This is a genomic window from Promicromonospora sp. AC04, from assembly GCF_003058225.1.
In the GTDB taxonomy this organism is placed as follows: domain Bacteria; phylum Actinomycetota; class Actinomycetes; order Actinomycetales; family Cellulomonadaceae; genus Promicromonospora.
Window position 1 is genome coordinate 122,515 of record NZ_QBUG01000001.1, and the last position, 26,107, is coordinate 148,621.

Sequence of the window (26,107 nt, forward strand, 5' to 3'; positions counted from 1 at the left end):
GACCTCCTTTACTGGCCCAAGTAATACTGCACGGGATCGCCATCCGGTCTGAAGAAAGTTCGGATAGTTCCGTCCTGTGACCGCACACCAAAGTATCCTGTCCTCGGGTCGACCCGCAAAACATCGGTTCCTCGTGTCTTCTCCATGACACCATCCGGCAAGCTTCCACCCATCAAATCACGCGCGGCGGCACGATACTGAGTGAATGAGCCCAGTTCAGGCATGTCAGCACCTCCAGGCTTTGGCCTCGCTGAACCATTCGGGCCGAGAACAACGCCCAAGACATGCTTGGAGTAGTGCTTGAAAGCGAGCTCACGAGACGCAAAATCTCCGACCCGCACAAGCCCCGCGCCCCTCCCCGTTCCCTTGACGCTGACAGCGCTGACGATGGCGACGCTTGCAAGGCCAGCGCCTTCGGCAACGTCTCCCGCAGCGAAGGCACCGCCAATTTCTTGCGCGTCGGCCTTGGTGCCCTCGACAGTTGCCTGGGGCATTCCGACGAGCATGGAGGCGTACTCGTCACATTCGGCCAGTAGATCGAACACACATGCCAAGTACTGACCGGTAAAGGCGTCGAGGCCATCAATCATCTTGAGCCACTGCCGGTCTGCTCCGGCGTCGAATTCGTCCAACAAGCCTGGGTAGTGAAGTGGCTCTTCTTCGCCCGGGCAGAGGAGAAGTACCTTGCACCAGTCGATGGTGGTGTTGTCAACAACGTCTTCGGGACCAGGTCCGGCCGGGGGCGCCGTCCCGCCACCGCTAGAGCGTTCGCCGCGAAGGTAATCCTGGGAACTTGAGTCGCTGAAGCCCACGCCGTCCTGGTGCCAAGGGCGCGGCTCAAGGCCGTCGGGGTCCCAATATGTAGTGGGGTTGTTGTTGCCGTAGGAGTACCCGTTCCACTGCTCCGGGTCGGTCAGGTCCATGACCGGGTCCACACTTAGGAACCTGCCAATGGTCTCGTCGTACCAGCGGGCTCCCACCAACGTCAGGCCCGTGGACTCGTCGCGGACCTTGCCCAGGAACTCGTGGTCACCCGGCGCCGAGACCCCACCCCGCTGCTCACCGAATGGCAGCGTGTAGTGCTTGTCCACGCTCGTGGTGGTCCAGTTGGTGTTGTGCACCGACGCCAGCGGGGTGCCGTGCGGGTCGTTGATCAGCGACGTGACACCGCCGAGCCCGTTCGCGGTCCGCATCGCCACGGTCTGCCCGGCGAAGCTGTAGTACCGCGCCGCGGTGACCGTGCCGTTGGCGGCCTTGGTGATCTCCTGCCCACCGAGATACACCGTGACCGACCCGTCCGGAGCAGTCCGCACGAGACGGTCCCCTTCAGCGGAGTACAGGTTCCGACCGCCGGCAGTCGTCGTCGTGCCGGTGCCACGGTCAGGCCCGATACCAGAAGACTGGTCGCCATCCGTGTCGTCGTCCCCAGAGCCGGGCTCGGGTTCCGCATACACGGTTGTGGCGGTGCTGGTGGAAGCCAGCTCGCTCTCCTGATCCCACCCCAGGGACACAGCGGTGGTCAGGTAGTCGCTGTCCTGGGTCTGGGTCAGCGTCCGGCCCGCGTTGTCGTACGTGAACGACGTCCCCGAGGTCCCGCCCGGCCCGTCCGTCGTGATCGACGTGACCGCGTGCGGCCCAGCGAACTCGCCCACGTCGGTGGTGTCACCGTCCGCGTTCAGGTCTCGCGTGCCCTCGTAGGAGTAGTCCCGCGTGGTTGTCTGCCCACCATCGACGTCGCCCGCCGCGCCACGGGTCCGGTAGGTCTCGTAGGTGCGGTTGCCCAGCGAGTCGTACTCGAACGAGGACCAGTACGGCGCAGCCCCACCGAGTGCCGGGATCGACCTCGCCAGCCCGCAGTTGCCGGAGGCAGGGGTCCACGCCTCGGTCAGGCGGCGCAGCGCGTCGTATTCGTAGCACTGCCGGTCTGCGGCCCGCCCCGTGGACGTGGGTCGGTCCTTGACCGAGAGCACGTTCCCAGCTTCGTCGTACGAGTAGGTGAGATCGAGCTCGGTACCACCGATCCGTTCGCGGTCCAGCTTCACGCTCTGCAGCCGACTCGTACCGATCTCGTACCCGTAGGACACGACAGTGCCGTAAGTGTTACCCAGGTCGAGAAAGGACAACCTGCCGTACACGTCGGTGCGGCTGCTAGCGACATAGGCACCCCACCCGAAACCACCACCCATCCACTCAGCGACACTCGTGTCGTCGTCGTACTGGGTGGTCACGGTCTCCTTGCGCAACCCACCTGCGGCGGGATACGTGGTCGAGGCGAGCTGCCCGTCCGCGGTGTAGGTGGCCTTCTGCTCGTAGGTCCCTGTCAGACCGGCCATCGCGGTGGTGTCCGGAATGACGGTCGCCGTGCCGGTCGGGCGGTAAGCCTTGTCGAACCCGGTCACGGCCGTAACGAAATCGCCGTCCCCGTCCGCAGAGCCCGCAACTCTGGTAGAGCTCGTGACCTGGCCCTGGACAACTTGCCCCGCGTTCGCGCCGGCGTAGGACGTCAGAACGTCGTACGTCCACCTGGCGCGAACCGTGCCGGTGGCGGTGGCCTGCCGCACCGTCGTGCGGCGCCCCAGCTGGTCGTAGGCGTAGAACAGCTTCTGACCCGCGGCGTTCGTCACCGATGTGACCTGGCCTGCGACGTCGTACGCCGTGACCGTCTTCCCGGCGTCAGGATCTATGGCCTCGGTCTGCCGGCCGAGCTTGTCGTACGTGTAGGTCCAGGTGTTGTCCTCGGTGTCCAGCACCTTGGACAGCCGCCCTGCCTTGTATCGGTAGGTGGTGGTCTGCTCCTCCAGGTCGAGGACACCGGCCAGCGTGCGCACCCCCGCCTCGTCGACCGGGTCGCGCAGGAACTGGCTCATCTCGACCGTCCGCCCTCGAGCGTCGACCACCGACTGGGTCGGGGTCGCGCCGTCCGGAGGCACCACGGTGGTCGTGGCGCCGTCGTAGTGCGTGGTGGTGCGCCACTGCTCGTAGGCCGGGTTCGCGGGGGTGCCCGTGAACAAGACCTCGGTCCGGACCCGGCCCAAGCCGTCGTACGTGTAGACCGTGGTGGCGTCCGGTTCCACGGCCGCGCCCACCAGGGTGGTGCTCGGGTTGCCGGTCGCGAACCAGCCCGAGGTCACGAACGAGACCCGGCCGTTCGCGTCGTACTCCGTGTCGGTGATGATCCGGCCGTTGGTCGCTTCGTCGTCCCCGTCCAGGGACTCCGTCTGCGTCTGGACCGGACGAAGCAGCCCGTCGTACAGCGCGACCGACGCGTGATAGCCGGAGCCGTCCGCGGCCAGCATCTTGGTGGTCACGGCGTTCACGCCGTTGCGCGACGTCGAGTACGCGTAGGTGACGTTCGCCGACTTGCCCTCCCGGTCCGGGTACGTCACCGAGAGCAGGCGGCCGGCGGCGTCGTACGTCGCTGTTGTGGGCCTGTCGTTGGTGTCCTTTACCGTGGTCGGCACACCCAGGAGCGGGTGCAGCACAGTGGTGGAGTCGTGCTCGGTCAAGGTGACGCCGTCACCATCGCCGTCGCCTGCCCCATCGGGGTCCGGGGTGGTCGTGACCACCTGGGTAGTCACACCGTTGGCCTCGGTGTACGCCGTCTTGGACACCCGCCCCAGCGGGTCGGTAGAGCTCGTCGCCCGGCCCCGGCTGTCATAGGCAGTACCCACCACCGGAGACTCGCTACCGAAGACGCCGCTCGCATCGTTCGTCTTCACGCTCGTCGGCAGGCCCCTGGTCGGGACAGTGCCATATGCGAGCCCGTCGTAGCTGATCTGCGACGCCCCGACCAGGTCGGCCGGCCTGGACGCCGTCCCGGCACAGCTCACGCTGACCGTCTCGGTCTCCTTGGGCACCACCACGTGGTTGTTGCTGACCAGGTAGGTCGTGCGGGTGCACAGGTTGTCCGAGGTGATGTTGTCCTCGGCCGTCTCTGAGAACGCACCGAAGTCGTCGACCTGGGTGACCTGCCCGTTCGCGTCGTACCGCGTATCGGTGCGGGTCACGTACTCCAGCGAACCGTCGCCGGTGTACGACGCGGCGTACGTGTCCATGCGGGTGGTGCGGGTGGCGACCAGTAGGTCGTCGTCGGCCGCGCTACCCGTGCTCGCCGTCTGCGTCGCCTCAGGGACCGTGATCGTCTTGGAGACGTCGGTGTCGCCGTTCAGCACGGTGCTCACCACCGGCATCCCGGCGAACCGTTCGTGGTCCGTGACGTGGCGGGTGGTGATCGAGTCCACGGGCAGGTCGAGCACTGCACCCGTGCCCTGCAGGTACTGGGTCCTGGTCTTCGCGGCGACCGAACCCGACCCCGTCGTTGTCGTCACGGTCTTGTATCCGCGGTTGACCGAGAAGGTGCGGTCCTTCTTCGGCGTCAGCGGATCGTCGATCCGTGCCCACTCGATGCCGTCCTGGTACGCGTACGAGGTGACGACCGAGCCGCTCAGCGCCCCGCTCTCGCCCGGCGACTGGGTCACCTTGGACACCATGTAGGAGTGGAAGTACTCGCTGCGGGCCTTGGGCATGCCCCACGGGTGCCACACCACCGGGAAGCACCGCGACTCGTTCGCCGACTGGTCCGCGATCGGGATGTAGCCCTGCGCGACCGCTGGATGTGTACCGGCGGTGCACTGCTTCGGGGTGTACTCGATGGCGATCGTCGCGCCGGTCTCGGTGGTGATCCCCGTGACCCGGATGCGATTCATCACCGGCAGGCCGTCCGAGACCGTGTCCGCGACCCGCCCGGGCAGCTGCCCCTCCCCGTCGAACCTGATCGGGTCGAAGACCACGTCGTCCGACGTCGAGCTGCTAAGACCGTTCGCGGTGCGCTTGATCGCGTCCAGCCATAGGATCCGGCCCGTGCCATCGCCCGGGTCGCGCCACTTCTGCGTGAGCGCGACCGTGTCCTTCGCCGTCAGCGTCCCGTCGACGTTCACCTTCGTCACTACGCTCGTGAGGCGCTTGGTCGAGAAGAACGCGGGGCTCCGGACGTCCGGGCAATGGGTGGTCGATGTGCACTCCAGGTCGACGGGCGTGTCGTGCCAGCGCACCGCGCCGGCCTGGCGGTCACCGGTCTCACAATCCGTCGATGCAGCCAGGCAGCGCTCCGCGACCGAGAAGTCCACCACATACGGATTGGCGGGCCCGTTGACCGTGTCCGGTTCGGATCCGGCGCGGGTGCCGTAGCTGATCCAGTCCAGCGTCCCGCCGCGGGTGTAGCTGCGCGTGGCGCCCGTGTTGTTGTTCGCGCCGTACCGGTTGGTCTCGCTCGCGTACCGGTAGGTCATCGTGTTGTCCGACGTGTCGCGGACATAGTCGAGGTTGAACCGCCACCCCATCTGCCTGCCGGACTCCGCGAACGCGGTCTTGTACCCGGGCTCGTCCGGGTGGTTGGAGTACACCGGGACGGTCCACCGGGAGTTCTGCGCCAGCGTGTCTCCGGAGTACCGCTCGTCCTTGCCAAAGGAGTACGTGGTGCCGTCGGTCGTGGTGACCTTCCAGTACTCGCCGGCCCACCCGGCGTCGGTCTTCGCGTCGGCTCCGGTGGGACGACCGTACTGCTGGACGAGCGTTCCGTCGTCGGTCTCCGGACGCCACTCGATCGCACCGGTCGTGGCCGCGACGTCGTCCTTCACCAGCGCCGAGGATGTGCCGTTGAACACCAGGAACGCGTTGTCGCTGTCCCAGCACAGGTCACCCGTCTTGCGAGAGGTGTTGTTCGGCTCTTCGCCACGCGCCTCGTCGCGGTCCTGGGCACAGGGCACGTACCGGCGCTCGACGAAGCCGCTGGTCATATCCCACCCGTCGCCGACCCACGACGACTGGTTGTTCGTGCTGGACACGCGCCCATCCAGGGAGGCGCTCGAGTAGCCGAGCGCGAGCTCCGGCGAGGGTCCCGCGCCGGGGGCCGGGACCTGGATCGGGTACGACCACCCCAGCGAACCCGTGCCGCCGCTGACCGACCAGGACGACGCCGACGAGAGCGGGGTCGCACCCCAGTCCCCGGCCCCCGAGCTGGTGCCTGCCGTGACGGCGAACGTGTCGCCGGCACCAGGGCCCGACGCGAGCGCACTCACCTCAGCATCCGCGGCGGCCGTGCTCTTCGCCGCCTGTCCGGACTTCTCCGACTCTTCGGCGACGGCGGCCGACGCCCCGGCCGCAGCCAGGTCGAGGGTCGCCGTCACGGTCCCGGCCTCAGAGTCGTTTGTTGAGTCGACCGGGGTGGGTGAGCATTCCTCCAGGTCCGGAGTCGTGGCATGACAGGCCGGGATCCGGACGACGCCGAGCCGCCCGGACCAGTCAGCGCCCGCGAGGTCGGTGAATTCGTCGTAGTCCACCTGGACCTGCACCTGCCGCACGCCGGTCTCCGGCGGGGCAGCGGCAGTGGTGTCCGTGACGTCCAGGAGCACACCGGCGATCCCCGCGCTGATGGCGGTGGCCTGGTCAGCGACCTCGACGTGCACCTCCGACGCGGCCTCGGGCGCGCCTTCGGCGGGCGCCGGAGCACCGACCGCCAGGTCGAGCCCGCCCAGAGTCGCCTCGCCCACCGGTGTGAGGGCCTCCGGCACGGGCACCGTGGCCTCGGCCGCCTCAGGTGCGTCCTGCAGCGGGACGAGAGCTGGATCCTCCGCCGGCTCCGGCGGTGCGGTCAATGGCACCGGGGTCGGCGTCGCCGCAGCCGGCACAGCTTCGTCAGCCGCCTCCTCGGCGGGGTCCAGGTTCTCCGTACGCGCTGCCAGATCCGTGCCCTCGGCGTCCGCGGAGGCGGCCGGGGGCTCGTACTCGATGGTCAGCTTGCCGTCGTGGCGGTACCGCTTCCACCCCAGCGTCATGTCGGACTCGTTCAGGGCCGCGAGGCCCAGGCTGAGCGTGCCGGTGTCGGTCTCGGCCAGGCCCTTCACCCCCGCCGTGGCGTCGAGGTCGACCCATCCGGCGTTGTCGCACGAAGGCTTGTGCGCCACCGTCTTCCGCGACAGCTCCGTCCCGAACGGCACAGAGGCCCAGGAGTCCCAGGTAGACGCGGCGTCGATCGGCCTGGTGCTGAACAGCCGCACAGTGCGCGCGGTGCAGTCCCAGCTGTCGTCGCCGTAGACGCTGAACGTGGCCGAGGTGATCGCGTCGGGCTCGAGCAGCCCGAGGTGGTCGAGCCCGGTGAACTGCCAGCCCAGCCGGAACTTGACCGTCTCGAGGCAGGAGGCGGCCACCCCGACATCGCACAGCCCCAAGCCCTGGTTGCCCTCGAACATGTACCCACTGGTGGCGTCCGGAGTGCCCTCGTGCACCATGAGCCACTCGTTCCCCGCGGAGGTCACGGTGGGGTCGATCAGCGCGGGAAAGACCGTGTCCGGGTCCGAGAGCAGGAAGTCGCGGTCGGGACGGATCCGCACCCCGACCGTCGCAGGCTCGGTGGCGTCGGCGGCACCGAAGCCACCCGACGCGTCCAGGGAGTCGCCGCCCACGGACAGTCCGCCGCCGGTCAGGTCCACGCCCGGTGCGGAGGCACCCAGGGTGTCGATTCCGGCAGCTGCGGCGTCTGACGTCGCGTTCGTCGACACGTCGGTGTTGTGGCGCGCTTTGGCCGGGACCAGGTCCACCGGCATCGACAGCTGCTGATCACCGTGGAGCGGAGCCGTGGCGCGGGCCTTCGGGTCACCAGCGTCCTCGCCGCTGACCTGGTCCCAGCGGGCGGGAATTGAAGGCCCGGCCGCACCCTGTCCGTCGTCGGCTGCCGATACACCGGAAGAGCTGAACAACCCTGACGCACCAGCGTCCTGGCCTGCCGCGCCGGAGGCCGCGGAGTCCCACATCTTCGGCTTCGGCGCGCGGAAGATCGGCTGTCCGAAGGCATCGACGACGTCGAAACCACCCGCAGCGCTCTGCGTGACCGTCAGCCCTGCCGAGGTCGTGACGGGAAAGGTGAGCTCGTCCAGACCGAGCTTCCTGTCCGCGCGCTTGGCGGCAGCACGATCGGCCAGGCGCAAGGCCGTGGAGATGCCCGTACCGTCCGGGTTGATCGTGACGACCAGGTCGGTGCCCTTGCCGGCAACCGCCGGGTAGGTCACCGAGTCCCCGTCGATGACGGGCTCGGTCAGGTCGAACGGGCTGTCGTAGGTCAGGGTGTGCCCGTTGCTGTTGATCGTCGCGAGCGGCACCCCGGCCGTTCCGTCGGACAGCGTGATCGGATAGACCGGTGCCGCGACGGAGAGCACCCCGTCCGCAGGGTCCGCGTCGACGATCCGGTTCGAGACCGGTCCCCACGCACCGCTGACTGCGGTACGGGATGCCACGGTGGTGACCTCCTGGGTCACGGTCCCGTCCTCGGTCGCCGTGAACGTCGACCAGGGTGACCGTGCCGAGGTGATCTCGACGTCCTGCCCGCAGGCTTGTGCGAGCTCGAGCGCGCTGTCCTGATCCGCCGCCGCCACCGCCTGGCACTCGGCTCCCACGAGGGGACCGACGGCCAGGGCAGGCTGGGCCACAAGGGCGAACACCAGGCCGCTCGCGACCGTGACGACACCGGCACGCCGCGCCCCGGCTCGCCACACGGACCTGATCGTCCGCACCGTCCTGACGGTCGCCGTGGCCACACCGCCGCGCACCTGCCCACCAAACCCAGTCACTCTTGTTCCCATCTGGCTCGTCAGTTCCCGCACGTCCCCGCCTGTCGCTCGCAGGGTCACTGGCCCGACTCCTCGACCGACTTGTCGCCCACCGTCGGGTCGAGCGCCGGGATGCCGGTCAGGAAGTCGGTGCTGTCCGCGCCCTGGCACAGCCGCCGGACCTTGTTCTCGGCGATGACCGTTCCCTCGAACACGCGCACGTTGTCGATCTCACCGTCGAAGAAGTGAGCTGATTCGCCGTTCGACTTGCCCCGCCCGATGACGGTGGCACCCGTCGCGCGCCACATCGAAGAGATGGTCGCGGTGGAGTCGCTCCGGATCGGGTTGGCGGGTGCAGGCTTCTCCGGCGTACCGATCGGGCACACCCACAACGACGCCTTCCCGGTGTCCTCGTTCCAAGCCCCGGTCAAATGCACCCACTCGCCTGGGGTATAGGTCACGGCGGAGGACTGCGTGGCACGCACGATCCCCGAACCGGCCGCGTCTGTCTGGTACAGATTGAACGACCAACAGCCGCCGTCCGCCCTGCACGACCCCCACCACATGAGCGCGAACGGCGACAGGACCGTGCCGTTCTGCGAGATCGCCACGTCGTGCCCGGTCAGGTCCGCATCCTGCGGGAGCCGCACGTGCGCCGATACGACGAAGCTCTTCGTCGTATCGATCCCCGCCGCGACAGTGGCGGCCCGGTCGTCCACGCCGTCCAGAGAGATCGCCTTGTCGCCGACCCGGGATCCGAACAACTCGTGGGGGCCGGCTGTCCAGGTCGGCGCGGTGCCCACGCCGTCGTCCTTGATCGTCAGGGGTTCCTTCACCGTGACCCAAGCACCGTCCGCGACACTGGTACCGGTACCTTCGTCCATCCGCCAGATGTGCGACTCCTGTGGGGCGGCGATGTCGATGAAGTACGCCCTCGGGTCCGAGATGTTGCCCGCGCGGTCGACCGACCGCACGTACACGGTCGCCGGGCCCGGCTTGGTCGGGGTAAAGGACACCACCGCTGTGCCCGTAGAGGACGTCGGGACCGCCTTCGGCGTCGCCGGGTCGGTGAACCCGTACTGGAACCGGACCACGTCCGTGGAGCCCGCCCAGCCGAACCGGAACTTGCCGGTCAGCCCGATGCCGCCGGCCTCGATGTTCTCGTTGGTGTACACCGCCTCCACGCCCGCGCCGCTGGTCACGGGGTAGATGTTCGGTATCTCAGGCTTGGTGATGTCCACGGTGAACTCGCACCACTTCGACCACGAGCCCTCTCGCCCGCTGGAGTCCTTGGCCAGGACACGCCACTTGTAGACGACGTTGGAGAACAGCTCGTTGTCCGGCACCTGGATCTTGTGCGTGCGTGCCGAGGGCAGATAGGACGACATATAGGCGCCCCACACCTGGATATCGCTGGTGACCCGCCAGATCTGGAACCGAGCCTTGGTCGCGTTCCCGTCAGGGTCGCGGATGAAGGCCGACAGCCTCGGCATGGTCGTGCGCAGCACCGGACGGTCCGTCCCGGTCTTGCAGGAGTAGTCCTCCTTGCTGTGCCACGTCGTCAGGCTCGACGGGATGCCGGGAGCTCGGTTGTACGTGACCGACAGCGTCGCCCGCGGGCTGGTGCTGCCGTTGCCGTCGTTCCGGCCGATGTACCGCTTCCAGCCGACCATCGTGGACTCGTTCGCCGACCGCACGCCCAGGGTGAGCGACGACCAGTTCGACGACGCGACCTTCTTCGCGCCCGCCGTGACGTCGAACCCAACCGACCGGACCATGCCGGCACAGTCCGACCGGTGTGTCACCAGTGCGGAAGCAAGCCTGGTCGACCACGAACCACGGTTGTTCCAAGTCGTCGCGTTGCTGACGGCGTTCGAGCCAGCCTGGTAGACCCAGACGCCCGTCTTGTCGCAGTTGTACGAGAAGGTGGCGTTGATGTTGAAGACCGCCTTCGTGACGTCCGACGACGCCAGGCTCCCCACGCCGCCCAGGCCGCCGAACTCGTACAGAACCCGGTGCGTGCTGGACAGGCCGCACTGGTACCCGGCGTATGGGTCCGGCGCCAGGCACCGACCGACGCCGGCGTCGCCGTCGAACTGGTAGGAAGAAGCACTGTCCGGCCAGGCACTGCGCACAGCAGTGACCTCGGACAGGGTTCCGGACACGGCCAGCGCCGCGAACATCGGGAACGCCGTCGACTCGTCCTCTGCCGCGGTCTCGATCGCGGCCCCGACCGCATCGTCCTCGGCCCCCTCGCCGCCATCCGTGGGGAGCTCGACCACCGCGTCAGGAGTCAGAGGGCCGGCCAGCGGGTCCGTCTGGCCGGACGCGGTCGATGCGGACGGACTGGCTTCAATATCGGAAGAAGCCGCCCGCTCTACGTCGGCAGTCGCGCTTGCCGCTTGGTCCGCGGGCTCCTCGGAGGTCCAGATCAGCGGGCGGGACGACCGGAACACCTCCGGGTCTCCCCCATCTGCGTCCAGCTCGGCTGCGTCCGGATCCGTGACGGTGAACGCACCGTGCTCACGCGCGACGTCCAGGTCCGCACCGGTGGCGTCCTTGGCGCTCACGCCCAGACCCAGGTCGGCATCAAGGTCCGTAACCTGCGGGTTGCGTGCCGCCGCCTCATCCGCGATGCGCAGCACCTGACTGAAGCCCGACCCGTCGGCGTTCACCGCGACGACCAGGTCAACTCCGGACGGCTCACCGCCCGTGGACATGACGTCCGGGTACACGATCCGGTTGCCCTCCACGACCGGGTCGGTCAGCTCGAAAGGCGCCTCGACGTCCACGACCTGACCGTCCGCGGAGGTCATTCGCGCCAGCACGTCCGGCTCCGTGTCGGCGTCGTTGCCGCCCGCCGAGAAGCTCATGGCCACCGCGGGAGCGGCAGGGCTCAGGCGGCCGGCCTCGTCCTCGGCCACCGCGGTCTCGATAGGCTCGAACGTCCCGTCACCATCCGCGTCGGACGCGTCCGCGCTGCTCCCGATCTCCAGCCGCACCTGGCCCGACGGCTGGCCGAAGTACGCCTGCCACGGACTCTTCTCGTCCAGTGCCTCGACCTCGTGCCCGCACCGGGCGGCCGTCGCCAGGGCCTCCGACATCGAAGGCTCTTCGACCGGGCAGTCCAGGACAGGCTCGTCGTCCAGGCTCATCGCGGACAGCACGCCGTCCGCGGCCCCGGTCGCGACAAGCGCCGACGCTCCTGACGCGAGGACCACCAACGCCGTCACCGCGGCTACGACACCACCGGCACGCGACCGGATCCCCCGCGCCGCACGCACCCACGCTGTCGCCGCCATTCGCCGCGCACCACCCACGTCCGGAATGTCCACAGGAAGGAGGTTATGGGCGAGAAAGAAAACGCTTTACCAATTAGCGGGTGATCTTCTACCAACCGGGGGGTGATATTTCGAGCTACCTCACGGAGAGCCGCCAGTCGATGCCCATCGCGCAACTGGCACCCATGGCGGCCGCACAGCCGAGGCTCAGGTGGTCAGCTCTTTCAGTCCCGGTCGCCCTCGAGCGCGGCAATGCGATGCTCGAGCCGCCTGATCCGGTCGTACAGGTCCACCAGGGTCACGCCGTCGGCAACGACGCCCGGCCGGTGGCGGTGCCGCCGGACGAAGTCCTCACGAGTCTCCCCGGCTCCCTGCTCGAACGAGGTGCCGGCTGCCCAGCCCGTCGGTTCCGCACGGCTGGCTCCCCCGCCCGTCGGCTCCGGGATGCTCGGGAAGAGCGGCTCACGGAGCTTCTTCTGCAGGCGCCTGATAAGCACGCCGCCGAAGATCACCGCGAGCAGCGCGCCCAGCGGGATCACGAGCCAGAACAAGGGAGTCTCGAGCATGACGTCAGGCTAGCGGCGGCCGGGGGCCGGGCGGCACCGTTTACACGACCCTGTTTGCGCAGGTGTGTTGCCGTGAGTAGACGATGTCTACTCACGGCAACACACTGCGGACCAGCACCTTCCGCCGATCGGTCCCGGCGGTGGCACTCGCTACCGCGCCACCAGGTCCGGCAGCTCGCCGTCCACCAGTCCCGAGGTGTGCAGGTGGCACGCCACCAGGCGCCCCTCCTCTGCCTGCGCCGTCCGTCCCAGCACGGGCAGCTCAGTACGGCACACGTCCATGGCGTGCGGGCACCGGGGCGCGAACGGGCAGCCCGGCGGGCGCTTGGACAGGTCGGGCGGCGCACCCGGGATGCCGGTGAGCTCCCGCCGCGGCCCGTGCAGCGGAGGGAACGACCCGAGCAGCCCCGCCGAGTACGGGTGCCGCGGCTTCGCGTAGACGTCCCGGGCCACCGCCGTCTCCACGATCTCGCCCGCGTACATGACGGCGATCCGGTCGGCGACCTCGACGAGCAGCGACACGTCGTGCGTGATGAGCACCACCGAGAAGCCCAGCCGCTCGCGCAGCTCCATCACCTGCTCGAGGATCTGGCGCTGCATCACCACGTCGAGCGCCGTCGTGGGCTCGTCCATGATGAGCACCTGCGGCTCCAGCGCGAGGGCCATCGCGATCATGACGCGCTGCCGCATGCCGCCGGAGAGCTGGTGCGGATAGGCCCGCAGCCGGTCGGCCGAGATGCCGACGAGCCGCAGCAGCTCGGCAGCCCGCTCCCGCGCCTCCGCGCGTCGCATCCCGGGCCGGTGCGCCAGGATCCCGTCGATGAGCTGCCGCTCGACCCGGAACACCGGGTTGAGCGAGCTCATGGCGCCCTGGAACACGATGGCGATGTCGCGCCAGCGGGCGGCCCGCAGGTCGGCGTCGGACAGCGAGAGCAGGTCCGCGCGCTTGCCGTCGCGGCCCGTGAGCCACACCTCGCCGCCCGTGATGAGGCCGGGCGGCGGCAGGAGCCGCGTCGCCGCGTAGGCGAGGGTCGACTTGCCACAGCCCGACTCCCCCGCCAGCCCGAGCACCTCGCCCCGGTTCAGGGTGAGCGAGACCTCCCGAAGCACGTGCGTGGGGTCGTCGCCGAACCCGTAGTCGACGCTCAGGTTCCGAATCTCCAGGACGGGGTCCGACGTCGGCGCCGTCGGCCGCGTGCCGGTCTGCCTGCTCGTGTCCGTCTGGCTCATGACCGTGCCTCCCGCACCACCGGGGTGAACCCCACGCGCGGCCGGATGCCCCGGCGGCGCAGCGAGCGCGCATGCAGGCCGGTGGACCGCAGGCGGGGGTTGACGATCTCGTCGATGCCGAAGTTGACCAGCGTCAGGGCCATGCCGAGCAGCGCGATGCACGCCCCGGCCGGCACGAACCACCACCACGCGCCACGCTGCAACGCGAGGTTGTTCTGCGCCCAGAACAGGATGGTGCCCCAGTTCCACTCGCTGACCGGCGTGATGCCGATGAACGACAGGGTGACCTGAGACAGCACGGCGAAGGTAACGGTGCCCACGAACCCGGAGGCGATCACAGCCGTCAGGTTGGGCATCACCTCGGCGAGCACGAGGCGCCAGGTGCGCTCCCCGTTGGCCCGGGCCGCCTCCACGAAGTCGCGCTTGCGCAGCGACAGCGTCTGGGCCCGCAGCACGCGCGCGCCCCAGGCCCAGCCGGTCGCCCCGATGACCAGCGCGACGGTGAGCCCGCCCGCCGAGGGCAGCTGCGCGGCAATCAGGATGATCAGCGGCAGCTGAGGGATGACCAGGAACATGTTCGAGAGCGCGGAGAGCGACTCGTCGCCCACACCGCCGACGAACCCGGCGGTCACGCCGATGAGCACACCCACGACGGTGGCGCTCACCCCGGCGACCAGGCCCACGACCAGCACGCCGCGGGTGCCGACGACGAGCTGCGACAGGATGTCGCGGCCCGTGTGGTCGGTGCCGAGCCAGTGCGCGGCGGACGGCGGGCTGAGCAGCGCGTCGCTCACCTGGTTCGGGTCGTACGGCGCGATCCACGGGCCCAGCAGCGCGAGCAGCGTGAAGAAGCCGAGGATGACCAGGCCCGTGATCACCTTGCCGTTGCGCAGGAACATCAGCCGGTTGTTCATCGGTCCTCCGTCCGGGTGCGGGGGTCGAGCAGGGCGTAGGCGAGGTCGGCCACCATGTTCGCCACCAGGACGGACAGCGTGATGACCAGGAAGCAGCCCTGCATCAGCGGGTAGTCGTGCGTGGAGACCGCCTGGTAGAGCGTGTAGCCGATGCCCTGGTAGGAGAAGACCATCTCCATGATCAGCGTGCCGCCGACCACGAAGCCGAGGGACAGCGCGAAGCTGGAGACCTGCGGCAGCACTGCGTTGCGAGCCGCGTAGCCGAGCATGACTTCGCGTTCCGGCAGGCCCTTGGCGTGCGCCACGGTGACGTAGTCCTCCGAGGAGACCGTCACCATCATGTTGCGCATGCCGAGCACCCAGCCCGCCACGGACGAGAGCACGACCGTGAGGGCCGGCAGGAATCCGTAGTAGATGACCGAGCCGATGAACTCGCCCGAGAACGCGGGCACCAGGCCGCGGTCGTAGCTGCCGCTGGACGGGAACCAGCCCAGGTTCACGGACAGCACCGCGATGGTGATCAGCCCGAGCCAGAAGTACGGCACGGCCTGGAAGAACGTCGCCACGGGCAGCAGCCCGTCGGCCCACGTCCCGCGGCGCCAGCCGAGGAACGTGCCGATGAGCGAGCCGATCACGAACGCGATGATCGTGGCGACGCCGACCAGCCCCACCGTCCACGGCAGCGACTGGTTGACGATGTCGGCCACCGGGGTCGGGAAGTGCGTGAACGACAGGCCAAGGTCGCCGCGCAGGAGCAGGCCCCAGTAGTCGACGTACTGCTGCCACATGGTGGTGTCCTGGTCCAGACCGAACAGCACCCGCAGCGAGTGCTCCGCATTGCTGTCGATGCGGCCCTGCATGCGGCCCAGCAGGGCCGTCACCGGGTCGCCGGGCAGCATGCGCGGGATGAAGAAGTTGATGGTGATCGCGGCCCACGCCGTCAGCGCGTAGAACGCGACCCTCCGTAGCAGGAACCTCATGCGGCCGCCTCCCCGTTGCGGGCGGTCCGGCCGACGTCGGACGGCGAGCCGCTGCCGCCGGCCGGAACCAAGGGCCGGTCGTCCCGGTCGCTGTATCCCCAGCAGGCGGCCGCCCGCCCGGCCGAGACCTCGATCAGCTCCGGCGTCTCGCGCCGGCACAGGTCGGTCGCGTACGGGCAGCGCGGGGCGAAGCGGCACCCGGGCGGCGGGTCGACGAGGCTCGGCGGCTCGCCGCCGGTCCCCTGGTCCCGCACGGCCGCAGCCCCGGCGCCCGCCAGGTCGTCGGGGTCGGGCGCGGAGGCCACCAGCAGGCGCGTGTAGGGGTGCAGCGGCTCCTGGGTGACCGACTCGCTGTCGCCGGTCTCCATGACCTGCCCCGCGTACAGCACGGTGGTCCGGTCGGCGAAGTACCGCGCCGAGGCGATGTCGTGGGTGATATACAGGACGGCGATGCCGAGCCGGTCGCGCAGGTCCGCCAGGAGGTTGAGGATGCCCAGGCGGATCGAGACGTCCAGCATCGAGACGGGCTCGTCCGCGAGCAGCACCTCGGGGTCGGCGGCGAGCGCCCGCGCGATGGCGATGCGCTGTCGCTGCCCGCCCGACAGCTCGTGCGGGTAGGAGTCGACGTACCGTGCTGCGGGCGTGAGGTGCACACGCTCCAGCAGCTCGGTCAGGGCTGCCTCCAGCTCCTTGCCCCGGAGCTTGCCCCCGATGGACTGGCGCCGGTGCAGCCGCAGCGCCCGGGTCAGCGTGTAGCGCACCGGGTGCACGGGGTTCAGGGAAGCGAACGGGTCCTGGAAGATCATCTGCACGCGTCGCACGTACGCGCGGAACGCCCGGCGGCCGTGCGCCCGTGCGTCGGCCCCGTCCAGCAGCACCTGGCCGTCCGTGATCGGGATCAGCCCGGCCAGCAGCCGGGCCACCGTGGACTTGCCGGAGCCCGACTCCCCCACCACGGCCAGCACCTGGCCGCGGTGGAGCTCGAGGTCCACGCCGTCCACGGCGTGGATCGCCCGGGCGGGCGGGCGCCCGTTGATGCGGCGTCCGCCCGCCCGGAAGTGCTTGGTGAGGCCGTGCGCGGCCAGCACCGGTGTGCTCTGGCTCATCAGCCTTCCGCAGGCTCGAGGTTCATCAGGATCTGGGCGGCCTGCACCCCGGTGGGCTGCGGCTGGTTGTACGGGTCCTCCTCGGAGGGCCAGCCCACGTAGTTCTGCGTCGAGTACTGCGCGGTGGCCGGGCGGGTCCAGATGGCGATGCCCGGCACCTCCTCGACGAAGACCCGCTGGATCGTCGCGAGCGCCTCGGTGCGCGTGGCGTCGTCGGTCGCCGACGCGTAGTCGGCGAGCGCCGTGGTCACGTCGTCGTTCTGGAACCGGCCGAAGTTCCAGGTGGCCGGCTCGCCCGCCTTCACGTACTGCGCGCCGTCCATGATGTCGGCGTACATGTCCCAGGGGGTGGCGCCGCCGTCGGTCCAGTGCAGCGTGGCCTGGAAGTCGCCCGGCGGGATGATGTCGGCGAACCAGCCGTCCTGGTTGACGGGGTTGACCGTGGCGGTGACGCCGAGCTCGGCGGCCGAGTTCTTGATGAGGTCCAGCGCGGTCAGGTAGTCGTTCCAGCCGGCCGGGTTGACCAGCTCGAAGGTGACGTCCTCGCCGTCGGGGTCGACGAGCTGCTCGCCCTCCCAGGTGTAGCCGGCGTCCTCCAGGAGGGCGCGGGCGCCCTCGACGTCGACCGCGTACTCCTCGCCGACATAGTCCTCGGCGAGGAACGGCTCACCGGCGGGCATCGGCATGCCGGTGACGCTGGTCAGCGCGGGGTTGACGCCGGACGTCGCGACGTCGACGAGCTCCTGGCGGTCGATCACCATGTTCAGCGCCTGCCGGAACGCCTTGTCGTCGAACGGCTTGGTCTCGTTGTTCAGGTAGAGCACGTCGATGCCGAGCGCGCCCGCGGCGTACTGGTTGTAGTGCTCGGGGTCCTGGGCGATGTAGACGTTCTCGAAGTCGGCGATGAACGTCCAGCCCCACTGCGCCTCACCGGTGGTCAGGGCCGTCGTGAGGGCGTTGTTGTCGTTGTAGGACGAGTACCGGATCTCCGGGACCGCCGGCTGGCCGCCCCAGTAGTCGTCGCGGGCCACGACGGTGGCGGCCTGCGGCGTCCAGGACTTCAGCGTGTACGGGCCGGTACCCACGGGGTCGGGGTTGGTGTCGGTGGTCGGGTCCTCGACGTCGGCCCAGATGTGCTCGGGCACCATGACCAGGTCGTACAGCTTGGACTGGTTGACGAACTGCCCGGCGGTGAACGAGACGGTCACGGTGGTGCCGTCGGTCTCGATCTTGTCGTAGGGCAGGGCGCCGGTGTTGAGCGCCTCGAAGTCCTTGCGGAGCTGGATGGAGAACGCGACGTCGTCGGCCGTGAACTCCTCGCCGTCCGACCAGGTGACGCCCTCGCGGGGCGTGATGACCGCCTCGGTGAAGTCCTCGTTCCACTCGACGCTCTCGGCGAGCCAGGGCTCCGGCTCCTCGGACGGCCGGGCCTGGTTGCGCATCATCAGCGGCTCGTAGATCGTGAACGCGTAGCCCAGCGAGAGCGCGGACGAGCCCGTGGCGAACGGGCTGTGGTTCTCCGTCTGGACGCCGTTCGGCATGCCGACGGTCAGGGTCTCTCCGCCGCCGGCCTGGGTGGCGGTGCCGCCACCGCCTCCGCCGCTGCAGGCCGTGGCCAGCAGCGCGACGGCTGCCGCGGCCGCCGCAACGGCGACGTGCTTGTGAATCCTCACGGTGTGCCTCCTTGCACAGATCCCACAGGTGCGGGACAGATGGTTATGTATTCACTTGGTTCCGGCGCCGGGAAAGTCCCCGGGCCGGACGGTCAGCTCGTTGCTCAGTCGCAGGTCCGCCACCGACCTGCCGGTACGCAGCCGGTAGGTGCCCGGCGGCGTGGTCCAGCCCTTGGCCTGCGGGTCCCAGACCTGCAGCGCCCGGGCCGGGACGGGTACGCGGACCGTCGCGCTGCCCATGGCCGGCACGTCCGCCACCGCGAACCCGCCGAGCCACCGCACGGGGCGGCTCAGGCCGCCGCCGGGCGCCTCGAGGTAGACCTGGATCACCTCGCGGCCCGCGCGCGGGCCGGTGTTCCGGACGGTCACGTACACGGTCAGGGTCGCGGGGGCGTCGTGGGCCTCGCCCCGGGCGAGGACGGCGTCCTCGTACTCCCAGCTGGTCCAGCCCAGGCCGTGCCCGAACGGCGCGGCGGGCACCGGGGCGTCCGGCGCGGCGCCGGCCGGCCCGGCCGCGAGCCGCCGCTCCCAGGCCCGGTAGCCGACGTCGGTCCCCTCGGCGTAGTCGACGACGCCGTCCACGGGCCGCGCGTGCGGCACGGGGACGTCCTCGAACCGCGCGGGGAGCGTCCACGGCAGGCGGCCGGACGGCTCGGTGGCTCCGGTCAGCACGTCGGCGAGCGCCGTGCCGGCCTCCTGCCCCGGCAGCCAGCCCCACAGCACCGTCGGCACGTCGTGCAGCCACGGCAGCAGCACGGGCGCGCCGGCATTGACGACGACGACGGTGCGCGGGTTGGCCGCCACGACGCGGCGCACGAGCTCGTCCTGGTTGCCGGGCAGGTTCAGGTCGGGGCGGTCGTAGCCCTCGGACTCGACCTCGGCGGTGGTGCCGATCAGCACCACGGCGACGTCGGCGGCCGCGGCGGCCTCGACCGCCCGGGCCAGCTCCTCCTCGGCCGACGGGCCGGGCAGCCGGTGCACCAGGGCGGCGCGCACGAAGTGCCCGTAGCCCACGGCGTGCACCACCTGCAGGGTCACGTCGACGACGGCGGTGCCGTGCGCGGTGGCGAGCGCCGCGATCGGGTGGTTGTGCCCCGAGGACAGCACGATGCCCTCGTCCACGCGGGTGCTGCCCGCGGCGATCTCGGCGCCGTCGATGCCCACCCGGTGCACGCCGACGGTGCCGACGCCCAGCTCGTGCGCGCCCGGCTCGTCGAGGCGGACCTCGGCGCGCAGGCGGACGGCGTCGGCGTCGGGCCGCACGTCGTGCAGCCAGCCGGTCCACTCGTGGGCCGTGTACTCCTCGAGCGTGCTGCCGTCGGCGGCGAGCAGCGTCACGTGCAGCCCTGGCTCGCCGGTGACCGGGTCGGTGCACCGGTCGACGTCGAGCTCCGGCGGGTTGTGCAGGGCCCGGGCGCCGGCCAGCAGCGTCACCTCGGAGCCCTGCGGCAGCGCGGCGCGCAGCTCGTCGGCGGGGTAGGTGAGGCGGTCGGGGTTGACGAACGACGAGCCGCCGCCCTGGAAGAACGGCTCGACGGCCGCGGGGCCGAGCAGCGCGACGCGCAACGGCCGGGTCCCGTCGTGCACCAGCGGCACCAGCCCGACGTCGTCCTTCAGCACGACGACGGAGCGGGCGGCGAGCTCCCGCAGGAGACCACCCGACGTCGTCGGCGGGATCGTTGCTGATTCCTGTCCCGTTCTGGGCGCGATGTTCGCGCCCGCACCGTTGGCGTCGGGGCCCGGCGCGGCGGTATCCGGGAGCGTGAGGTGCCCCGTGCGGCGGGCGAGGCGCAGCAGGCGCAGCACCTTGTCGTCGAGCTCCGACTCGGCCACCTCGCCGGAGCGGACGGCGTCGAGCAGGCCGTCGCCCCACGGGCCGTCCGGCCCGGGCATCTGCAGGTCGAGCCCGCCGCGCACGGCGGGCGCCACGGACTGGGTGGCCACCCAGTCGCTGACGAACAGGCCGTCGTAGCCCCACTCCTCCTTGAGCAGGTCGACCACCAGCGGCCGGTGCTCCAGCAGCGGGGCGGAGACGCCCCCGATGTCGGCGCCGTTGTAGGCACCCATTACCGACCAGGGGTTGACCTCGTGCACCAGCCGCTCGAAGGGCGCCAGGTAGGTCTCGCGCAGCGTCCGCTCGTCCAGGCGCGCGATGTACCGGGTGCGCTCGGTCTCGGAGTCGTTGGCGACGTAGTGCTTGACGCACATGCCGACGCCGTGGCCCTGCGCGGCGCCCACGAGCGCCACCGCGATCTCGGCCGTCAGGTGCGGGTCCTCGGAGTAGCACTCGAAGTGCCTGCCGCCCACCGGGGTGCGCTGCAGGTTCACCTGCGGGGCGAGCACGACGTCGACGCCGTGGCGCCGCGCCTCGGCGGCGAACAGCACGCCCGAGCGGCGGGCCAGGTCCAGGTCCCACGTGGCGGCCAGCGCGGAGGGCGCGGGGAACATCGCCGACGTCCCGCCGGCCGGGCCGCGCACGCCGACCGGGCCGTCGGACATCACCACCGGCTCCAGCCCGAGCCGGGGCACCGCCGTGGTCGCCCACATGGAGGCACCCACGACGAGCGAGACCTTCTCCTCGGCGGTGAGCTCGTCGAGGAGGCGGAGCAGCTCGGGCTCCGTGGTGATGGTCTGCGATGACAAGTGTTTCTCCGTTCAGCGTCGGACGGCTGCCCGCATTCAACCACACTTACTTACTGGTTAGTAAGCCCGCAAACTTCTGTATCGTGAGGGCATGCCAGACACGACAGAGCAGTCGGCCCCGAGGGCCAAGCGACCCACCCGCGCCCAGCGGCGGGAGGAGATCCTTGCCGCCGCCACGCGGGTGTTCGGGTCCAAGGGCTATCACCAGGGCTCGCTCGTCGACGTCGCCGCCCAGGTCGGCATCACCCACGCCGGAGTGCTGCACCACTTCGGCAGCAAGGACAAGCTGCTGTGGGAGGTGCTCGAGTACCGCGACCGTGTGGACGTGCAGGATCTGGAGGGACAACACATCCCGGGCGGCATGGACCTGTTCCGCCACCTGGTCACCACCGCGCGCCAGAACGCCGGCCGGCGCGGCATCGTGCAGGCCTACGCCGTGCTCACCGGGGAGTCGGTGACCGACGGCCACCCGGCGTCCACCTGGGTCGCCGAGCGGTTCGCCGTGCTGCGCGGCGAGATCTCCCAGGCCGTGCGCGAGCTGGCCGACGAGCGCTCCGTCACCCTGCCCGAGGGCGAGCCCGAGCGCGCCGCCGCGGCAGTGATCGCCGTCATGGACGGCCTTCAGCTGCAGTGGCTGCTCGACCCGGAGGCCGTCGATCTCGCCGCGGCCACCGGATTCGCTATCGAGTCGATCCTGACGGCCACCCTCGGCAGCACCGTGCGGATCACGAACCCCTGATCCGCGCGGGCCAGGCCGCCCGGGCTACCACTCCGTCTCGAGCCGCCGGTGCTCGGTCCTGCTCGGCGGCACGTCCATCTTCTGCAGCGTGAACCCCATGACGTCGCTGAACACCGGGGCGGCGACCTCACCGCCGAAGATCGAGCTGTGCGGGCTCTTGAGGAAGATGGCGACGGTGTACCGCGGGTCGTCGGCCGGTGCGACGCCGATGAACGACGCCATGTACGTCCAGCCGTTGCCGGCCGGCATCTGCGCGGTACCGGTCTTGCCCGCCACCCGGTAGCCCGGCACGACGGCGTTGACGCCCGTACCGCCGTCCTCGGTGACGGTCTCCATCATCTTCAGCAGGGTGTCCGCGGTCTTCTCCGAGATCACCCTCTTCCCCGACTCCCGCTCGGCCGGCGTCCTGGTGCCGTCCGGGCTGGTCGAGCCCTCGAAGAGCGTCGGCGTCATCCGCACGCCCCCGTTCGCGACCGTCGAGAACACGCTGGTGGCCTGCATGGCGTTGACGGACAGACCCTGCCCGAACAGCACCGTGTACTGCGTGCGGCCATCCCAGTCCGCGACGTCGGCGGGCGGCATGATGCCGACCGACTCGCCCGGCAGACCGAGGCCCGTCGGCTGCCCGAACCCGAACTTCTCCAGGAAGTCCTGCCGGGTCTGGATCGGGATCTTCTCCCCGACCTGCACCGTGCCCGTGTTGGACGACTGCGCCAGCACGCCCGTCAGGGTCAGCCGCTGCACCGGGTGGTCGTGCGAGTCGTGGAACGTCTGCCCGTTCGGCGTCGTGAACGTGTCCGGCACGGTGAACCGGCTGTTCGGGTTCCAGTAGCCGCCCTCCAGCGCCGCGGCCATGGTGACCACCTTGCCCGTCGAGCCCGGGTCGAAGACGTCCTTCACTGCGCGCGACCCGCCCGCGACGGCCGCCGTCGACCGGTCGTTCGGGTCCACCGCGCCCGAGTCCGCGAGCGCGACGATCTCGCCCGTGCGCACGTCCTGCACGATCACGATGCCGTACTCCGAGCCCGAGGTGCGCACCGCCTCGTCGATCGCGTCCTGCGACTTCCACTGGACGTCGTGCACCAGCGAGAGCTGGACGTCGTCACCCGGCACCGCCGGGACCGACTCCTGCCCCGCGGCCGGGATGCGCAGGCCGTCGAGGCTGCGCTCGTACGTGTCCGAGCCGGCAGTGCCCGACAGCAGGTCGTCGTACGCGGCCTCGATGCCGGCCTGCCCGGTCTGCTCGTCGTTCACGAAGCCGACCAGCGAGCCCGCCACCGCGCCCGACGGGTAGGTGCGCCGCGACGTGAGGTCGGTCCGGATGTACGCCCGGATCTCCAGGCCGGCGATGGCGCGCTGCACCTGTGGCACCACGTTCTTCGCGAGCACCTTGTAGCGGGAGTCGCCCACGAGCTGCGCCGCGAGCTCGTTCTTCGGTATGTCGAGGATCGGCGCGAGCAGCTGGGCGATGCCCAGGGCGCCGTTCTCGATCTTCTCCCCCTCGGCGTCCATCCCCCGGGCCGTGCCGCGGAAGTCCTTGATCGCCTTGGGGTCGCCGACCACCGTGTACCGGTCCACCGAGGTCGCGAGCACCACCCCGTTGGCGTCAGTGATGTCGCCCCGGTGCGCCGGGGTCACGGCGGTCGCCGTACGTGCCGCCTCGGCCTGCGCGGCGAGGCTCGGCCCCTCGATGAGCTGCACGTGGACGAGCCGCACCAGGAAGACGAGCACCACCACGGCCGCCAGGCCGACGATCCAGCGCTGCCGCACCTCCGGCCGACCCGGCCGGGGCGGCAGCGGCCGCGCCACCCGGGACCGGGCGGGACGGGGCGCGGCCTTCCGAGCATCCTCGGGCGCCTGAAAGCCCAGCCGCGTGCTGGTCGCACGGGGCTGGGCCTTCTTGGGCTGGGCCTTCTTGGGCTGAGGCTTGCCCTGCGGCTGGGACCCGCCCGACCGAGACTTCTTCGGCTGCGCGCCGCCCTGCTCGCGCTGCGGGGCCGGTGCCTGCCGGGACTTGCCCTGACCGCGGGCAGGCTGGGCCTGACGCGGCTGCGCAGAACGGGAGCCGGCAGCGCGCCCCGAAGGAGTGCGCTGCCGGCCCGAGCCAGACGTCGGACCCGTCACTGGTCCGTACCCTTCACCACCTTGCCGGTACGGATACTGACCATCGTCGGGTTCTCCGCGGGCACCATGCCGAGGCTGCGGGCCTTGGCCGGCAGGTCCGTCTCGGCCGCGCTCAGGTCCTCCTGGAGCCCCTGCACGTCCTGAGCGGTCTGCGCGACGTCGCCCTGCAGCTGCGACATCTCGTAGGAACCGCGCGCGAGCGTGGTGTTCAGCACGAGCACCGCCACGAGGGACACCACCATCAGGGTGGCGCACAGCACGAAGAACGGCACCCGGCTCTTCGCGTGCAGCGGCGCGCGGACGACGTCCAGGCGGCGTCCGCGCTGGGCGGCACCCCCGGAGATCGCGGTCAGCGGTGCCCGGCGGGTGCGGGGCAGCTCGGCCGGACGGGCGGCGCGGGCCGTCGCGGCAGTCGTGGCACTCATCGGCGGTCCTCCTTCGCTGTGTGGTGCTTGGTCGTGCGGTTCAACAGGTGCTCGGGTGTGGGGCGCAGGCGCCGTGCGGCGCGCAGCCTGACCGACGCCGAGCGCGGGTTGCGCTCCAGCTCCTCTGCGTCGGCCTCCTCCGCGCCCCGGGTGAGCGCCTCGAGATAGGGCCTGTGCGTCTCCGGCTCGACGGGCAGGCCGGACGGCGCGGACGACGTCGTGCCCTGCGCTATCGCGCGCTTGACGATCCGGTCCTCCAGCGACTGGTACGACTCCACGACGATCCGGCCGCCCACCGCCAGCGCCTCGATCGCGGCGGGCACGGCGCGCTCGAGCACCTCGAGCTCACCGTTCACCTCGATCCGCAGGGCCTGGAACGTGCGCTTGGCCGGGTGGCCGCCCGTCTTGCGGGTCGCAGCGGGGATGACGGCGCGCAGCAGGTCGACGAGCTCGCCGCTGCGGTCCCACTCCCGCTCCGCCCGACGCCGGACGACGGCTCGCGCGATCTTGCCCGCGAACCGCTCCTCGCCGTACTCCCGCAGGATCCGCGCGAGGTCGCGCTCGTCGTACGTGTTGAGCACGTCGGCCGCCGTCAGGTCCTGCGTGGAGTCCATGCGCATGTCGAGCGGCGCGTCCTGCGCGTACGCGAAGCCGCGCTCCGCCTCGTCGAGCTGCAGCGAGGACACCCCGAGGTCCATGAGCACGCCCTGGACGGCGCCGCCGGCGTGCTCGCCGACCACGTCGCCGATCTCGTCGTAGACGGCGTGCACGGGCGTGAACCGGTCGCCGAACCGGGCCAGCCGGGCGCCCGCGAGCGCGAGGGCCTGCGGGTCCCGGTCGATGCCGATCACGCGCGCCGCCGGGAGCTGCTCCAGGACGGCCTCGGTGTGGCCGCCCATGCCGAGCGTGCAGTCCACCAGGACCGAGCCGGGCTCCGCGAGGGCCGGGGCGAGCAGGTCCACGCAGCGCTGGAGCAACACCGGGAGGTGACGATCGGCGGCGTCGCTGCTGGTGCCGGGACGGTTGTCGGTCGCGTTCATCGGTGTCTCCTCTCCTGCGTCGTGCCCTGCTGTTACCGCCTGGTGCTATAGCCCTGCCAGGAATCGGCCGGCCCTGTCGAGACAGGCCGTCCGGTCAGGTCTCCCTCCGCACGGTTCCGGCGGCGGGGAAGTGCGCCGGATCCTGCGGGAGGAGGCCTGGCCGTACGGCCGCCTGCTCGCCTGTCCTAAAAGCTCAGCCCGGGGAAGATCTCCTCGGCCTGGTCGATGTAGTCGGGCTCGGTCTGTTCCTGATATGTGGCCCAGGCCTGCGCGTCCCACACCTCCACGCGGGTGCCGACCCCGATCACCACGACTTCGCGGTCCAGGCCGGCGTACTCGCGCAGGTGGATCGGGATGGAGACCCGGCCCTGCTTGTCCGGGACTTCGTCGCTGGCTCCCGCGAGGAAGTTTCGCGTGTAGTCCCGTGCTGCTTTGCTCGTCACCGGCGCCTGCCGGATCTGGGTGTAGATCTGCTGAAACTCGTCCATCGGGAGAAGAAAGAGGCACCGCTCCTGCCCTTTGGTCATGACCAGACCGCTGGACAGACGCCCCCGGAACTTGGCGGGAAGGATCAGGCGGCCCTTCTCGTCGAGCTTCGGGGTGTACGTACCGAGGAGCAGGCCCAGACCCGCGAAATCTTCTGCCGTAGCAGCCATGGGCCAGCACCTCCTCTCGCTCCCGCACACTCCACGCTACTCCACTTTCCACCACCACACTCGGAAAAACCGTGGGGAGAACTGCCCAGCAGCCCTCAATGCGCAGGTCAAAGAGGTAAAGAGCAGGTGG

The 26,107-nt window shown here is 70.3% G+C and carries 14 protein-coding genes; 1 reads left to right on the forward strand and 13 read right to left on the reverse strand.

Translation table 11 applies throughout. The features are described 5' to 3' along the window. Positions 1-8 precede the first annotated feature (8 nt). From C8K30_RS00540 to C8K30_RS00580, 9 genes are all read right to left on the reverse strand, one after another. Positions 9-8,564, reverse strand: coding sequence for an RHS repeat-associated core domain-containing protein (locus tag C8K30_RS00540; protein WP_146197287.1), 8,556 nt, complete (start codon positions 8,562-8,564; stop codon positions 9-11). Positions 8,565-8,677: 113 nt separating this feature from the next. Further along, positions 8,678-11,935: a LamG-like jellyroll fold domain-containing protein gene (locus C8K30_RS00545; RefSeq protein ID WP_146197288.1), complete on the reverse strand. Its 3,258-nt coding sequence runs from the start codon at positions 11,933-11,935 to the stop codon at positions 8,678-8,680. A gap of 170 nt (positions 11,936-12,105) precedes the next feature. Continuing rightward, a complete protein-coding gene (locus C8K30_RS00550; protein ID WP_146197289.1) occupies positions 12,106-12,447 on the reverse strand; it encodes a hypothetical protein in 342 nt (113 codons plus the stop codon). Positions 12,448-12,597: 150 nt separating this feature from the next. Continuing rightward, entirely contained in the window at positions 12,598-13,677 is a 1,080-nt protein-coding gene (locus tag C8K30_RS00555) for an ABC transporter ATP-binding protein (RefSeq protein ID WP_108490961.1), read from the reverse strand. Further along, complete coding sequence (locus C8K30_RS00560) at positions 13,674-14,591, reverse strand: ABC transporter permease (RefSeq protein ID WP_108490962.1); 918 nt, start codon at positions 14,589-14,591, stop codon at positions 13,674-13,676. Before C8K30_RS00560 ends, C8K30_RS00555 begins: the two co-directional genes overlap by 4 nt. Next, on the reverse strand, positions 14,588-15,571 hold the full coding sequence (locus C8K30_RS00565; RefSeq protein ID WP_108490963.1) for an ABC transporter permease: 984 nt from the start codon (positions 15,569-15,571) through the stop codon (positions 14,588-14,590). Before C8K30_RS00565 ends, C8K30_RS00560 begins: the two co-directional genes overlap by 4 nt. Beyond that, the gene (locus tag C8K30_RS00570) at positions 15,568-16,677 is read right to left on the reverse strand and encodes an ABC transporter ATP-binding protein (protein ID WP_233256893.1); all 1,110 of its coding nucleotides are present in this window, start codon (positions 16,675-16,677) and stop codon (positions 15,568-15,570) included. Before C8K30_RS00570 ends, C8K30_RS00565 begins: the two co-directional genes overlap by 4 nt. Further along, entirely contained in the window at positions 16,677-18,350 is a 1,674-nt protein-coding gene (locus C8K30_RS00575; protein WP_233256894.1) for an ABC transporter substrate-binding protein, read from the reverse strand. The genes C8K30_RS00570 and C8K30_RS00575 overlap by 1 nt, the downstream gene beginning before the upstream one ends. A 51-nt stretch (positions 18,351-18,401) precedes the next feature. After that, positions 18,402-20,993, reverse strand: a complete 2,592-nt coding sequence (locus C8K30_RS00580) for a beta-glucosidase (RefSeq protein WP_108490964.1) — start codon at positions 20,991-20,993, stop codon at positions 18,402-18,404. 91 nt (positions 20,994-21,084) lie between these two features. Between C8K30_RS00580 and C8K30_RS00585 the strand changes: the two genes are divergently transcribed. Continuing rightward, a complete protein-coding gene (locus C8K30_RS00585) occupies positions 21,085-21,732 on the forward strand; it encodes a TetR/AcrR family transcriptional regulator (protein WP_108490965.1) in 648 nt (215 codons plus the stop codon). Positions 21,733-21,756: 24 nt separating this feature from the next. Here C8K30_RS00585 and C8K30_RS00590 read toward each other — a convergent pair whose 3' ends face one another. From C8K30_RS00590 to mraZ, 4 genes are all read right to left on the reverse strand, one after another. Continuing rightward, a complete protein-coding gene (locus C8K30_RS00590; protein WP_108490966.1) occupies positions 21,757-23,856 on the reverse strand; it encodes a penicillin-binding protein 2 in 2,100 nt (699 codons plus the stop codon). After that, the gene (locus tag C8K30_RS00595; protein WP_108490967.1) at positions 23,853-24,281 is read right to left on the reverse strand and encodes a hypothetical protein; all 429 of its coding nucleotides are present in this window, start codon (positions 24,279-24,281) and stop codon (positions 23,853-23,855) included. The genes C8K30_RS00590 and C8K30_RS00595 overlap by 4 nt, the downstream gene beginning before the upstream one ends. Beyond that, on the reverse strand, positions 24,278-25,321 hold the full coding sequence (gene rsmH / locus C8K30_RS00600; RefSeq protein ID WP_108490968.1) for a 16S rRNA (cytosine(1402)-N(4))-methyltransferase RsmH: 1,044 nt from the start codon (positions 25,319-25,321) through the stop codon (positions 24,278-24,280). Before rsmH ends, C8K30_RS00595 begins: the two co-directional genes overlap by 4 nt. 185 nt (positions 25,322-25,506) lie before the next feature. Further along, positions 25,507-25,977 (reverse strand): division/cell wall cluster transcriptional repressor MraZ, encoded by a 471-nt coding sequence (gene mraZ, locus C8K30_RS00605; protein WP_108490969.1) that lies wholly within the window; start codon positions 25,975-25,977, stop codon positions 25,507-25,509. Between the last annotated feature and the right edge of the window lie 130 nt (positions 25,978-26,107).